12 protein-coding genes are annotated in these 14,010 nt (G+C 64.9%); 4 read left to right on the top strand and 8 right to left on the bottom strand.

Annotated features, from left to right (window positions below):
• Positions 1-54 precede the first annotated feature (54 nt).
• From acnA to BLT66_RS20375, 4 genes are all read right to left on the bottom strand, one after another.
• On the bottom strand, positions 55-2,802 hold the full coding sequence (gene acnA, locus BLT66_RS20360) for an aconitate hydratase AcnA (protein ID WP_092760549.1): 2,748 nt from the start codon (positions 2,800-2,802) through the stop codon (positions 55-57).
• Positions 2,803-2,879: 77 nt separating this feature from the next.
• A complete protein-coding gene (locus tag BLT66_RS20365; RefSeq protein WP_092760551.1) occupies positions 2,880-5,024 on the bottom strand; it encodes a protein-disulfide reductase DsbD family protein in 2,145 nt (714 codons plus the stop codon).
• A 54-nt stretch (positions 5,025-5,078) separates the two neighbouring features.
• The gene (locus BLT66_RS20370) at positions 5,079-5,390 is read right to left on the bottom strand and encodes a DUF167 domain-containing protein (protein ID WP_092760553.1); all 312 of its coding nucleotides are present in this window, start codon (positions 5,388-5,390) and stop codon (positions 5,079-5,081) included.
• Between the two features lie 20 nt (positions 5,391-5,410).
• Positions 5,411-6,049, bottom strand: coding sequence for a LysE family translocator (locus BLT66_RS20375; RefSeq protein WP_092760555.1), 639 nt, complete (start codon positions 6,047-6,049; stop codon positions 5,411-5,413).
• A gap of 252 nt (positions 6,050-6,301) precedes the next feature.
• Between BLT66_RS20375 and BLT66_RS20380 the strand changes: the two genes are divergently transcribed.
• On the top strand, positions 6,302-6,895 hold the full coding sequence (locus BLT66_RS20380) for a CBS domain-containing protein (RefSeq protein ID WP_092760557.1): 594 nt from the start codon (positions 6,302-6,304) through the stop codon (positions 6,893-6,895).
• A gap of 105 nt (positions 6,896-7,000) precedes the next feature.
• On the opposite strand, the gene BLT66_RS20385 is transcribed toward BLT66_RS20380, so the two are convergent.
• Positions 7,001-7,933, bottom strand: coding sequence for a homocysteine S-methyltransferase family protein (locus BLT66_RS20385; RefSeq protein WP_092760559.1), 933 nt, complete (start codon positions 7,931-7,933; stop codon positions 7,001-7,003).
• Positions 7,934-8,198: 265 nt separating this feature from the next.
• A complete protein-coding gene (locus BLT66_RS20390) occupies positions 8,199-8,603 on the bottom strand; it encodes a RidA family protein (RefSeq protein WP_092760561.1) in 405 nt (134 codons plus the stop codon).
• Between the two features lie 136 nt (positions 8,604-8,739).
• Here BLT66_RS20390 and BLT66_RS20395 point away from each other — a divergent pair, with 136 nt between their 5' ends.
• A complete protein-coding gene (locus tag BLT66_RS20395) occupies positions 8,740-9,654 on the top strand; it encodes a LysR family transcriptional regulator (RefSeq protein WP_092760563.1) in 915 nt (304 codons plus the stop codon).
• Between the two features lie 139 nt (positions 9,655-9,793).
• On the opposite strand, the gene BLT66_RS20400 is transcribed toward BLT66_RS20395, so the two are convergent.
• A complete protein-coding gene (locus BLT66_RS20400) occupies positions 9,794-10,549 on the bottom strand; it encodes an SDR family NAD(P)-dependent oxidoreductase (RefSeq protein WP_092760707.1) in 756 nt (251 codons plus the stop codon).
• Positions 10,550-10,688: 139 nt separating this feature from the next.
• Here BLT66_RS20400 and BLT66_RS20405 point away from each other — a divergent pair, with 139 nt between their 5' ends.
• Together BLT66_RS20405 and argG are read left to right on the top strand one after the other, a co-directional pair.
• Positions 10,689-11,582 (top strand): AraC family transcriptional regulator, encoded by an 894-nt coding sequence (locus tag BLT66_RS20405; protein WP_092760565.1) that lies wholly within the window; start codon positions 10,689-10,691, stop codon positions 11,580-11,582.
• Between the two features lie 226 nt (positions 11,583-11,808).
• Positions 11,809-13,155 (top strand): argininosuccinate synthase, encoded by a 1,347-nt coding sequence (gene argG, locus BLT66_RS20410; RefSeq protein ID WP_092760567.1) that lies wholly within the window; start codon positions 11,809-11,811, stop codon positions 13,153-13,155.
• Positions 13,156-13,183: 28 nt separating this feature from the next.
• Here the strand turns inward: argG and BLT66_RS20415 are convergent, their stop codons facing one another.
• Positions 13,184-13,894: a FadR/GntR family transcriptional regulator gene (locus tag BLT66_RS20415; RefSeq protein ID WP_092760569.1), complete on the bottom strand. Its 711-nt coding sequence runs from the start codon at positions 13,892-13,894 to the stop codon at positions 13,184-13,186.
• Positions 13,895-14,010 lie beyond the last annotated feature (116 nt).

Consider the following 14,010-nt stretch of genomic DNA (forward strand, 5'->3'; position numbering starts at 1 on the left):
CGGATTCGCCCGGGCGCCAATTATTTAAGCAGGGCCTGCCGCACAGGCGCTGGTTTAAGCTGCCAGCAGCTGGCGCAGCACAAACGGCAGGATGCCGCCATGCTGGTAGTAGTCGACCTCGATCGGCGTGTCGATGCGCAGGCGCACGGTGATTTGCTGGTAGCTGCCGTCCACCCGGTGCACTACAAGGGCTACGTCCATCTGCGGCTGCAGGGCTCCGCCCACCACCACGTCGATGGTTTCGTCACCCCGCAGGCCCAGGCTTTGCCAGCTGTCGGTGCCCAGGAACTGCAGTGGCAGCACGCCCATGCCGACCAGGTTGGCGCGGTGGATGCGCTCGAAGCTGCGCGCCACCACGGCCTTGATGCCCAGCAGCTGTGTGCCCTTGGCCGCCCAGTCGCGCGACGAGCCGGTGCCGTATTCTTCGCCGCCGAACACCACCGTGGGTACGCCATCGGCCATGTATTTCTGCGCTGCGTCGTATATGGGCATCTTCTCGGCGGCACCCTGACGCGGGTGGTACAGCGTGAGGCCGCCTTCTTCCTGCGAGCCGTTGGCGTCCAGCGGCAGCATCAGGTTCTTGATGCGCACATTGGCAAAAGTGCCGCGCACCATCACATCGTGGTTGCCGCGGCGCGAGCCATAGCTGTTGAAGTCGGCCTTGGGTACGCCATTGGCCAGCAGCCATTGCCCGGCCGGCGATTTCTCGGCGATCGAGCCGGCTGGCGAAATGTGGTCGGTGGTGATGGAGTCGCCGAACAGCGCCATGGTGCGCGCACCGGTAAAGCCCGGGTTGGTCGCTGCCGGCTGCAGATGGAAGTTGCCGAAGAACGGCGGCTCGGCAATGTAGGTGGATGCGGGCCAGTCGTAGACCTGGCCGGTGGTGCCGTGGATATTGCTCCACAGCTCGCCGGGCTCGGTCTTCACCTTGTCGTAGTTGCTGCGGAAGGCTTGCGCGTCCATCGCATAGGCCAGGTTCTGGTCGATCTCGGCCATGCTGGGCCAGATGTCGGCCAAGAACACCGGCTTGCCGTTCGTGCCCTTGCCCAGCGGCTGGGTGGTCAGGTCGTTCATCACATTGCCGGCAATCGCATAGGCCACGACCAGCGGCGGCGAGGCCAGGAAGTTGGCCTTCAGGTTCGGGTGGATGCGTGCCTCGAAGTTGCGGTTGCCCGACAGCACGGCCGCGCAGACCAGCTGGTTGCTGCTGATGGCGGCATTGATCTCGGGCGACAGGTCGCCCGCATTGCCGATGCAGGTGGTGCAGCCATAGCCGGCCAGGTAAAAGCCCAGCTGCTCCAGATAGGTCAGCAGGCCGGCTTTTTGCAGGTATTCGGTGACGATGCGGGAGCCGGGTGCCAGCGAGGTCTTGATGTGCGGCTGTACCGTCAGGCCGGCCTCCACCGCCTTCTTGGCCAGCAGGCCGGCAGCCAGCATCACGCTGGGGTTGGAAGTATTGGTGCAGGAGGTGATGGCGGCAATCAGCACGTCGCCGTTGCCGATGGTGGTGTCGCCCGCCGAGGGCAGCGGGTGCCGCACCGCCAGGGTGCTGGCCGGCTGGTTGAAGCCATTGGCCTCGTTGGGTTTGCTGTACAGGTCGGCAAAGGTCGTGGCCAGTTTGTCCAGGTCGATGCGGTCCTGCGGGCGCTTGGGGCCGGCCACGCTGGGGGTCACGCTGGCCAGGTCGAGCCGCACGGTCTTGGTGTAGTCGATGTCGCCGGGATTGGGCATGCCGAACAAGCCCTGGGCCTTGTAATAGGCTTCGAAACGCTCGATTTCCTCGGCGGTGCGGCCGGTGCTGCGGAAGTAGGCAATGGTCTTGTCGTCCACCGGGAAGAAGCCCATGGTGGCGCCGTACTCGGGCGCCATATTGCCAATGGTGGCGCGGTCGGGCACCGGGATGGAGGCCGCGCCGGGGCCGAAGAATTCGACGAACTTGCCCACCACCTTTTCGGCGCGCAGGATGTTGGTCACAAACAGCACCAGGTCGGTGGCGGTCACGCCCTCGCGCAGCGTGCCGGTCAGCTCGAAGCCCACCACGTCGGGGGTCAGCATGTAGACCGGCTGGCCCAGCATCGCGGCCTCGGCCTCGATGCCGCCCACGCCCCAGCCGACCACGCCCACGCCGTTGATCATGGTGGTGTGGCTGTCGGTGCCGACCAGCGAGTCCGGGTAGTACACCGGGCTGGCGCTCTGGTCCTGCGGACTCTTGTAGACACCGCGCGCAAAGTATTCCAAGTTGACCTGGTGCACGATGCCGAAGCCGGGCGGCACCACACGGAAGGTGTCAAAGGCCTGCATGCCCCATTGCATGAACTGGTAGCGCTCGTAGTTGCGCTGGAACTCCAGCCGCATGTTCAGGTCCAGCGCCTGGGGCGTGCCGTAGTAGTCCACCATCACCGAGTGGTCGACCACCAGGTCCACCGGCACCAGCGGCTCTATGGTCTTGGGGCTCTTGCCCAGCGCGGCGGCGACGGTGCGCATGGCGGCCAGGTCGGCCAGCAGCGGGATGCCGGTGAAGTCCTGCAGCACCACGCGGGTCACGACGAAGGGAATTTCCTCGGTGCGCTCGGCGTTCGGCAGCCAGTGTGCAAGCTGCTCCACATGCTGGGGCGCCACCTTCTTGCCGTCGCAGTTGCGCAGCACCGATTCGAGCACGATGCGGATCGATACCGGCAGGCGGTGGATGCTGGGGTATTGCTGGGCCAGCAGGGGCAGGGACCAGTACTGTCCGGAGGCGCCGCTGGGGGTGCTGAAACTTTGCAGGGTGCTGGCAAACGCATGGGGCGTAGGGGCTGGCATGGCGATACTCCTTTGGTTGCCTGCAAAGATAGCAGGCTTCGATGAACCTGGCTGTCAGTGGGGGTGCCGTCTATTCACTACAGCTTGGCGATAGCCGCCCGCAGGTCGTCCACGTTTAGCACCTCGGACAGTACCTGCGGCGCGCTGCCGGCCTTGTACAGCACATACACCGGCACGCCGTTGCGGCCCAGCTGGCCCAGGGCCGCGGTAATGGCCGGGTCGCGGCGGGTCCAGTCGGCGCGCAGCAGCTGCACGTTCTTGGCCTCCAGGTCGGCCAGCACGGAGGTGTTCGACAGCGTGGTCTTCTTGTTGTACTGGCAGGTCACGCACCAGGCGGCGGTGAAGTCCACCATCACCGGCTGGCCGGTGGCCAGGGTCTGTTCGACCCGACCCGGCTCCCAGGGTTGCCAGCGCTCGCCGGCAACCACCGCGTTGGACGGCGGTGCATTTTTTATAACATTTGGGCCTACAGCGCTGATAGCTCCAGCGAGAGCAGCTATGGAAAGCGTAGCAACCACGAGCCGCGTGCGCCCTGCCAGCCCCAGCGCCCACAGCACGGCCGCCACAGCTACCAGCAGCACCAGCAGACTGCCGGCACCGTCGATGCCGCTTTGCTGGCCCAGCACCCAGACCAGCCAGGCGACCGTGGCGAACATCGGGAACGCCATCAACTGGCGGAAGGTGGCCATCCAGGCGCCGGGCCGCGGCAGCAGCCGGGCCAGACCCGGGCTCAGGCTGGCGGCCAGGTAGGGCAGGGCCATGCCCAGGCCCATCACCGCAAATATCGGCAGCGCCTGCGCGGCCGGCAGGCCCACGGCCAGGCCCAGCGAAGCCCCCATGAACGGCGCAGTGCACGGGGAGGCCACGGCCACCGCCAATACGCCAGACAAAAACGCGTTCAGCGCCGGGTTGCGCGCCTGCAGCGTGGCCAGGCGGCTGGGCAGGAACTGGCCGAACTCGAACAGCCCTGCCAGGTTCAACCCGACCACGGTGAACAGCACAGCCAGCCCGGCCACTACGGCCGGCGACTGCAGCTGGAAGCCCCAGCCCAGTTGCTCGCCAGCAGCCCGCAAGCCCAGCATTAGCGCGCCCAGTGCCAGGAAGGACGCGATGGCGCCGGCGCTGTAGGCCAGGCCATCGACGCGGTGGGCGCGGCGGTCGCCCGCATGCTGGGCAAAACCCATCAGCTTGATCGCCAGCACCGGGAACACGCAGGGCATCAGGTTCAGGATCAGCCCGCCCAGCAGCGCGCCGAGCAGGGCGGCAGCCCAGCTGAGGCTGGGTGCGGCGGGGATTTGCGCGGCCGCGCTATTGGCCTGCAAAGCGGCTTCCAGCGCCGGGGACAGGGTGGGCGCGGCCACCGCCTGCGGCCAGCTGCCTTGTACATCCGCTTCAGTCCGGTAGCCCTGGCGCTGCCCGCCTTGCTCGGCCACCAGCACCAGTGGCATCTGTGCAGGGCTTTGGCTGCGCATGGCGGTCAGCGTCGCGGTGGCGGTCCAGGTCGGGCCGCTCCAGCTTTGGCGGATGTCGACCGCGGGGGCGGTGATTTCCGGGGTTTCCGGGAACAGTTCCAGGGTCTTGCCGCGCAAGGCCGCAGGCAGGTCGGCCACCGTGATCTGCAGCTTAGCGCCCTGTACCTCGATCTTGCTGCGCGCCGCCAGCGGCTGCGGCTGCGCGGCCAGGCTGGCGTCGAACGCGGCGCCGTTGATGGCGGTGGTGCTCTTCACCGGCACTTTGAGTGTGAAGTCGCCTTCCTCGGGAATGCATTCCTTGCGGCAGACCAGCCAGACGGCGTGCAGCTTCACCTCCAGCTCGCTGGCCAGCTGGGAGGGCTTGAAGTCGGGCGAGATGGTCAGCGGCACTGGCAGCAGCACCGTGCCCTCGTAGCCGTAGTTGGCCAGGTTGCCGATGGGGATCTTGCGCGGCAGCGGCCAGGCGATGTCGCCCGCCGTCACGCCCGGTGGCAGGGTCCACTGCAGCACGGTGGGCAGGCCGGAGTCGCCGGAGTTCTTCCAATAGGTATGCCATTCGGGCTGGTGGGCGATCTGCAGCCCCACCCACACCGGCTGGCCGGGCACCACGCCCTGCGGCGCATGCGCCAGCAGCTCGGCGCGCACCTGCGGCGTGGTGACTACCGATTTAGGGGAATTTTGGGCATTGGCACTGATGGATGCTGCGGTGGCAGCTATTAAAAACAGAGCGGATAGGAAGCGGTGCAGCATGGTGGGACCAGAGTATGCCGGGTGGGAGCGGCTGGCAGGTGGCAAAGTTCCAGCTCAGGGGCTGGTGAACACCGCCGGCAGCTTCTTCGGCGCCTTGATGCGCAGTTGCTTGTGCACGCTTTCCTGGCCGAACACCACCTCGATATCGGCCACCGCCACGCCAAATAGCGGCGCCAGGAAGCGCACCATATGGTCGGTGGCCTTGCCGTTCTTTGGTGTGGCGGTGACGCTGACCTTGAGCTGTGTGCCCATGGGCTTGGCGATGGCGTCGCAGCAGGCCGAGGGCTTGCCCAGGATGTTGACGATCAGCACATCGCCATCCCAGGCAAAAAACGAGTCGCCGGTGGCGTTGCGCGGTGTGGCCATACCGTGTGGTGTGGTTCGGGTCAGTTCGGGTTTTTGAGTCGCAGCAGGCCCAGACCCAGCAGGCCAAACGCACCGCCGGTCACGCGGTTGAACAGCCGGGCCCGGCTTTGGGTGGAGAACCAGCCCTGCAAGCGTGTGGCCAGCAGCGAATACACCAGGTGCGAAGTCAGGGCGCAGGCGGTGAACACGCTGGTCAGCTCCAGGAACTGCGGCAGCATGGGCGCGTCCAGGTGCAGGAACTGTGGAAACAGCGCGGTGAAGAACAAGATGCTCTTGGGGTTGGTCAGCGACACCAGCAGGCCCTGGCGGGCCAGCGCCAAGCGGGATTTGTCTGGCTGCGCCACGGCCTGGGTGGCCTTGCTGAAAACCGAGCCGGGGTTGGTCCACTGTCGGTAGCCCAGGTACATCAGGTACAGCGCGCCAGCGGTCTTCAGCCCCGCAAACAACCAGGCCGAGGTGTGCAGCAAGGTGCCCAGCCCCGCCATGGCAATGCCCGACACCACAAACACCCCGATCGCGCTGCCCACCGAGCTGCCCAGCAGCGTCTTGCGCAGGCCCCAGGCCATGGTGTTGGACATTGCCAGCAGCACGGCCGGGCCGGGGGTGAAGGCGGTCACCAGGGAAATGGTGATGAACAGGAGCCAGGCAGAGGTGGTCATGGTGCGGAGTCGAGCGGGTGGTCGGGTGGGGCATTGAATCTACCCGATCCGGCCGGCTGCTACCCGCCGGAGCCGCAAAAACCAGCGATTTTTGGGTGGATTGCAAAGCGCCGGTAAAGTCAGGGTTAACCCTAGTAAAGCCGCTTGTGGCGCCCGTGGGCCAGGCCTATAACCGAAACCGTCGCAGCACCGATTGCACCCCTTGCGACTGGCCCTGGTTCGGGCCCCCGGGTGCGGCTTTGAAAGGCAACCATGTCAGACGGCTCCCTCCCCACCTTCCGCTTCCCCGCAGGCACGCACATCGTCCAGGTCCAGCCGCCGCAGCATGGCCCGGTAACCCTGGATTCGCCGGCGATGGCGGTGTTTACCGACCTGGCGCAGATCCGCGCCGCCACGGTGCAGCCGCAAACCTCGTTGGACCAGGCCGAGCTGAAGATGATCTACCAGGGTGTGCGCCTGTTGTTCGTGGTGTCCGACATGCCCTCGGTGGACGGCATTCTGACCGCCGCCGACATCGCCGGCGACAAGCCCATGCGCCTGGTGCACCAGCGCCAGGTCAAGCACCAGGACCTGACCGCCGCCGACGTGATGACCCCTCTGGCCGACATCGACGCCATCACCTTCGCCGCACTGCAGCGCGCCACAGTGGCCGAGGTGGTCGCCACGCTGACCCAGCGCGGCCGTCCGCACCTGCTGGTGATCGACTCCAACACCGCCGACCGCGCACCGCGCATCCGCGGCCTGGTGTCACAAACCCAGGTCGAACGCCAGCTGGGCCAGCGGCTGCAGGTGACAGCGATGGCGCAGACCTTTTCCGAGCTGGAGCAGGTGCTGGCGGGGCATTGAGGGGGCGGGACGGCTTGGGGGCCCAGAAGAGGCATACGTCGCGTCCGATACCAGCCTTTCAGGGCAAGTGCGAATCCAGGCCGCTGCGCCCGGTGCTCCGAGTACCTAGCTAACCCACGCATCCCGTACAGCGCGAAGGTGGCGCCAGTCGGTCCCGCAGCAGCCGCCCAGTACGTTCAGCCGCGGCAAGACACTTTTGAGGCCGCGGTACCGTTGAGCAAGGTCCGTCGGATCGCCTATGTCCAGTTCGGTTGATTCATCGAGTTCAGCATGGCTCTTGGTCGAGGCGTTGGCACGTAGGCCCTGGATGCGCCTGATCCACGGTGCGCTGCTTGTCAAAGCATGCTCGAAATGCGTCGGATGCGCGCAATTGATGGCGAAGTAGGCCGGCGGAGTGGACGCGTCCACTCTTTCTATGGCGTCCCCCAGCGTCTCTCCACTGGGCAGTCGGCCATCCATCTCAACAGTGAATGAGATGGCGACGGGCAATCCCACACGCTGCGCCGCCATGGAGATGCCCAGGGCCTCAGCTGATGTGGTCATGGTGACGGCCGCGAGCATGTCGACGCCGCCAGCGGCAAGCGCCTCAGCCTGCTGGTGGTGATAGTCGGCAGCGTCATCCACGCTGTCGGGTGCTTCAGCAATGTAGCCGTCTCCCCGCGGACCGATGACGCCACTTACAACAATGGGCCCACTGAGGCGTGGCGCCCAGCGCGCGCGCATCGCGCACATCATCTGCGCCGCTTGGGTGTTGAGTGCTCTCAGGCGCGCGGCATCAACGCCCAGCAGAGTGGCCCAATCGGAGCTGGCGCGCCACGTAGGTGTTTCAAGTATGAATCCAGCCCCGGGCGTCTCGCCGCAGAGTTCGAGATACGGAACGTAGTAGCTCTTCAAGCGCTCGCGGCCAAGCTCATCATCCAGTAGCGTGAACGCAGCGAAGTGCGGCAATTCAATCTTGTCGAGAAAAACGAGCGAAGTCTCGAGGCCGCCATCGCTCAAGAAGGTGCCCCCAGCGAGCTGAGGAAGTGCGCTAGCCATGCTCTGTCTCCTTTGGCAAAACCGTCTAAGCGAACACGCAGCCATTTGCCTTCCAGCAGTTGCCAGGGGGCAAGGTCGAGGATGCCCAGCTTGACCGCCCGCATGAAATGACGCGGGTACTTGAGCCATGGGGGCTCTCGGATTCTGTCAGCAACCTGGCATCGAGACAATCGACCGGGAGGCCGATAGTAGCCTTTGCTCACTTTCTCGGGAACCATGGACGGCACAGGCCTTCAAGCGGTTGTCGGCTTAGCACCGAGCCCGCTCAGCCCGCACTGCTCTCCGGCAGCTTGGCAATCACCTTGATTTCGAAGTCGAAGCCATATAGCCAGGTCACGCCGACCCCCGTCAGCGTCGGGTGCGGCGCCTGGCCCCAGTAGTCGGGGAACACCTTCCAGATGGTTTCGAATTTCGACGCCGGGTCGACGATGAAGACGGTGACGTCCACTACGTCATCAAAGCTGCACCCGGCGGCTTTCAGGATGCCGTTCAGGTTATCAAAGGCGAGGCGAACCTGCGCTTCCAGGTCGGGCTCGGGCGAACCGTCTTCGCGGCTGCCAACCTGGCCGGACACGAATAAAAAACCGTTAGAGCGTACTGCTGGCGAGTAGCGGTTGCGCTCGTAGAGCGCCTGGCGGCCGGGTGGGAAAACAACGTCGCGTTGGGTCATGACTGTCCTTGTTAGGGGTGAAAGATGGAGCCACTTTAGAGCGCCGTGCTTCGCGGATAAACAGCCAAGCCCACCCATCACTGTTTGTAAAATCCAAACAATCGGCAACGTTAATGTCGAGGTATGGGGAGCAGCGATGGACCGTTTCGATGCCATGCAGGCCTTCGCCCGGGTGGTGGAAACCGGCAGCTTCACCAAGGCGGCCGAGACCTTGCACATGAGCAAGACCAGCGTGACGCAGCTGGTGCAGCAGCTGGAGGCGCGGCTGCGCGTGCGGCTGCTGAACCGCACCACTCGCAAGGTCAACGTCACGGCCGATGGCGCGGCCTATTACGAACGGGTGCTGCGCATCCTGGCCGACGTGGACGATGCCGAGACCAGCCTGTCCAGCGCATCCGCGGCACCGCGTGGCCGGCTGCGGGTCGATGTCCCCAGCCCCCTGGCCCGCATGGTGCTGGTGCCGGCATTGCCGGCCTTCCACGCCCAATACCCTGACATCCAGATTGACATGGGTGTGAGCGACCGCATGGTGGACATCATTGACGAAAGCGTGGACTGCGTGGTGCGCGGCGGCGAGCTCACCGACCAGTCGCTGGTGGCCCGCCACGTCGGCGACCTGCAGCTTGGCGTGTACGCCGCGCCCAGCTACCTGGCGCAGGCCGGCACGCCGGCGCACCCGCGGGAGCTGGAGGACACGCACCACCGCGTCGTGGGCTTCCTATGGGCGCGCAGCGGCAAGACCTTTCCGTACGCCATGCACCGCGACGCCGAGAGCACCACGGTGCAAGGCCGCTACGTGTTTTCGGTGGACGACGGCAATGCCTACCTGGCGGCCGGCCTGGCCGGCGTCGGCGTGCTGTGGCTGCCGGACTACATGGCCAAGCCGCACCGGGCCAGTGGCGAACTGGTGCCCTTGTTCGCGGACTGGCGCCTGGACCCCATGCCGCTGTACCTGGCGTTTGCGCCGAACCGGCATGTCAGCAGCAAACTGCGGGTGTTCATCGACTGGGTCATCGGGCTGATGGCGCAGCACGCACCTATCGCTGGGTGACCGGCTGCGTGAGCGTGGCGGTAGGGTCTGGTTTCTAGATTAAATCTGCCTCTGCCGCAATATCCATAAGCACAAGCAGCTATTAATAATGTAGTGATTTGCGTGCGCTGCATTCCTGCCCAGACCGCCCGTTGCTTTCTCAGATGCTTTGCCCGCCCGACACCTCGATACGCTGTGCGGTAACCCAACGGTTGTCCGGCCGCAGCAAGCTGGCCACCATGGGGCCGATGTCGTCGGGGAGTCCTACCCTGCCCAGTGCGGTGATGTTGGCGAAGGCTTGGTTGTAGCCCGGGGTGTCGCGCACGGCGCCCCCGAGGAAGTCGGTTTCGATGGCGCCCGGCGCAACGGTGTTGGCGGTGATGCCGCGGCTGCCCAATTCCTTGGCCATATAGAGCGTCATGATTTCTACCGCCCCCTTGGCCGCCGAGTACGCCGAGAAGCCCGGGAAAGACACACGGGTCAGACCGGATGAGAAATTGACGATGCGGCCCTTGTCTGCCAGCAATGGCAGCAGCGCCTGCGTCAGGAAGAATACGCCCTTCACATGCACATTGAATAGGCTGTCGAATTGTGCTTCCGTGGTTTCCGCCAAGCTAGCCATTTCGCCGTGGCCTGCGTTGTTGATGAGGTGGTCGAAGCTCGAGCGTCCCCAGCGCTCCGTCAGGGCGGTTCGGGTTGCATTTGCAAAAGCCGGAAAAGCTGAAATGGTGGACACATCGAGCTGCAGGGCCACAGCGTTGCGGCCCATGCGTTCGATTTCGGCTACGACAGCTTGGGCATCGTCGGCGCCGCTGCGGTAGGTGAGGATGACGTCACCGCCGTGCCGGGCGATGCTCAATGCGGTGTTGCGACCCAGCCCGCGGCTGCCGCCTGTGACCAAAGAAATAGCGCTCATTTTCATTCCTCGAAAGTTCATGTTGAAGACCATGGATTCTTCAGCCAAGGCCTTCAGAGGAATTGCGCGTAAATCGGTAATTCTTGCCTAAAAGTCCGGCACGATGCCGCGACCACAGTCCCTGGCATAGACTGAGTCCATGACCCAGAAGCTTCTTGAGATTGCTTTCCGCTTCGCCGAGTCGAATGCCGACCGCGATGGCGTTGCACGCACGTCCATCCCCGGCGTCACCGTCATCCGAGAGACAGTTCCGGGCGCGATGCAGTACGCCATCAACAGGCCTTTGGTGGCTCTGGTGCTGCAAGGTCGCAAGCGTGTAGCGATGGGACGCGAGACGTTTGAGTTCGGTGCAGGCGAATCGCTGCTCATCACCACCGATGTACCGACAGTCAGCGAAATCACCAGAGCCAGCGCGGCTGCGCCCTATGTTTCCATCGTCTTCGACCTGGATATCGCCGTTCTCGAAAGCCTTGTGGTGGAGATGGGCGCAGCGCCCTGGGCCATTGGTCAGGCAGTGCGGGTCGATCCTACGGGGCCGGATGTCGCTGACTGCGCCTTGCGGCTGATGGCCTTGCTCGAACGTCCGGCTTCGCTGGCGGTACTACAGGCGCAGCTACTGCGCGAGCTGCATTTCTGGCTGCTCACGGGCCAGCACGCTGGCGCCATCAGGGCTCTGGGGGTGGTAGACAGCCACGCCCAGCGCATAGGCCGGGCTGTGGCGCGCATCCGCGGCGGTTACGCCCAGGTTCTGCACGTCGAGCAACTAGCGGCAGTTGCCGACATGAGCGTCTCGACGTTTCACGAACACTTTCGTACCATCACTTCGGTGACGCCGATCCAGTTGCAAAAGCGGCTCCGGCTCATCGAAGCGCGCCGGAAGCTGCTTTCGGAAGGCCTGATGGTGGCCCACGCAGCGCACAGCGTGGGTTATGAGAGCGTTCCACAGTTCACCCGCGACTATGGCCGCTTGTTCGGCATGTCTCCCGCACGAGAGGTCAGGATGGTCAGGCTGAAGCTGGCATCCACGGCCTGAGGCCGCGGATGCGCCGAATCCAATGGCAGTCACCAACCCGTCCGGCACGGTAGTGCTTGGTCGGTTTTGAATCAAATCGGCTTCTACCGCAATATCTACTAGCGCAGACAGCTACTAAAAACATAGTGATCCTCGCCCGCTGCAGCTAGGCCGCAATGCCTCTCCACCAAGGGCATTCCCGCGCGTCAATTAACATCGAGGGTTTCGCACTGACGTAGAGAACACCATGGTTGCCAATATTCTGCAAAAACTCCCCGCTGGCGAACGCGTCGGCATCGCGTTCTCTGGGGGGCTGGACACCAGCGCCGCCGTGCACTGGATGCGCGCCAAGGGCGCCATTCCCTGCGCTTACACCGCGAACCTGGGCCAGCCCGACGAGTCCGATTACGACGAAATCCCGCGCAAGGCCCTGGCCTATGGCGCCGAAATGGCCCGTTTGATCGACTGCCGCCCGCAGTTGGTGGCCGAGGGCATTGCCGCCATCCAGTCCGGCGCGTTCCACATCAGCACCGGTGGTGCCACCTACTTCAACACCACGCCGCTGGGCCGTGCCGTGACCGGCACCGCGCTGGTGGTGGCGATGCGCGACGACGGTGTGAACATCTGGGGCGACGGCAGCACCTACAAGGGTAACGACATCGAGCGCTTCTACCGCTACGGCCTGCTGTGCAACCCCGAGCTGCGCATCTACAAGCCCTGGCTGGACCAGCTGTTCATCGACGAACTCGGCGGCCGCAAGGAGATGAGCGAGTACCTGGTGGCCAACGGCTTCGACTACAAGATGAGCGTGGAGAAGGCCTATTCCACCGACTCCAACATCCTGGGCGCGACCCACGAAGCCAAGGACCTGGAATTCCTGAACGCCGGCATGCATATCGTCAAGCCCATCATGGGCGTGCCGTTCTGGCGCGAAGACTGCGTGGTCAAGGCCGAATCGGTGACCGTGCGCTTTGAAGAAGGCCAGCCTGTCGCCCTGAACGGCCAGACCTACCCTGACGCCGTGGCCCTGATGTACGCCGCCAATGAAATCGGTGGCCGCCATGGCCTGGGCATGTGCGACCAGATCGAGAACCGCATCATCGAAGCCAAGAGCCGCGGCATCTACGAAGCCCCCGGCATGGCGCTGTTGCACATCGCCTACGAGCGCCTGGTCACCGGCATCCACAACGAAGACACCATCGAGCAGTACCGCAGCAATGGCCGCCGCCTGGGCCGCCTGCTGTACCAAGGCCGCTGGTTCGACTCGCAAGCGCTGATGCTGCGCGAAACCGCCCAGCGCTGGATCGCCCGCGCCATCACCGGCGAAGTGACTTTGGAACTGCGCCGCGGCAACGACTATTCCATCATGGACACCAACAGCCCCAACCTGACCTACGCGCCCGAGCGCCTGTCGATGGAGAAGGTGGAAGACGCGGCCTTCACGCCTGCCGACCGCATTGGCCAACTGACCATGCGCAACCTGGACATCGCCGACACCCGCGAGAAGCTGGGCGTCTACACCCGCGCCGGCCTGCTGGGCAGCGGCAAGGACGCGGCCGGCGTGGCGCTGATCGCCAATCCCGGCGGCGTCTAAGCCCCGGTGCCGGCGGGCTGAGGGGTATTCAAGCCCACTCCCGCCGGCTGTTTTCCACCCAGCGCTGCTGCGATGCCTTGAGGTGGGCGCGCATCGCGGTTTGCGCTTCCAGCACATCGCGGCGCTCCAGCGCCTGCAGTATGGCCTCGTGCTCGTGCAGCGCCTCGGCCCAGGTCAGGCTGCTTTCCGAATGCTCGCGCAGCTGCGCCGAGATCGGACTGTGGCGCTCGTCAAACAACTCCCCCACCAGCCGCACCAGCACCGCATTGCCGGTCAAGGCGGCAATCGCCAGATGGAACTGCCGGTCGTGCGCCAGCGGCGGGCGCTGCTGGGCGACGGCGCTGCGCATGTCTTCCAGCGCCTGGCGCACCGGCGCCAGCGTTTCGGGCGTGGCCAGGGCGCAAACCTGCATGGCCACCGAGCCCTCCAGCAGCGCGCGCGCCTGCATCAGCTCGCTCGGGCTTTCGCCCATGGCTGCCGTCGCCTGGGACGTGCGTGCTGAGGGCGCGCATACGTAGACGCCCGCGCCCATCCGCACTTCCACACTACCGTCGATCTCCAGCGCGATCAGGGCTTCGCGCACCGAGGGCCGGGATACCCCCAACTGCTGCGCCAGGTCGCGCTCCGGAGGCAGGCGGGTGCCGGGCGGGTAGGTGCCTTTCTGGATGAAGGCACGGATCTGGTCGGCAATCTGTTGGTAGAGCCGCCGGGTGTCCACCTGTTTGAGTTGTTCCAGCATCGGTATTCCTGTGTCTGCAGGGCAAGGACGGGATTGGCCTTACCAAGCGTTGTATCTGCGGATTCTATGGGGGCTGCTGGCGCGAGTGTGGCTGCTTTTTCGGGCTTTAGGGTAAC

Origin of the sequence: Rhodoferax sp. OV413 (assembly GCF_900104385.1) — a bacterium.
Classification (GTDB): domain Bacteria; phylum Pseudomonadota; class Gammaproteobacteria; order Burkholderiales; family Burkholderiaceae_C; genus Rhodoferax_B.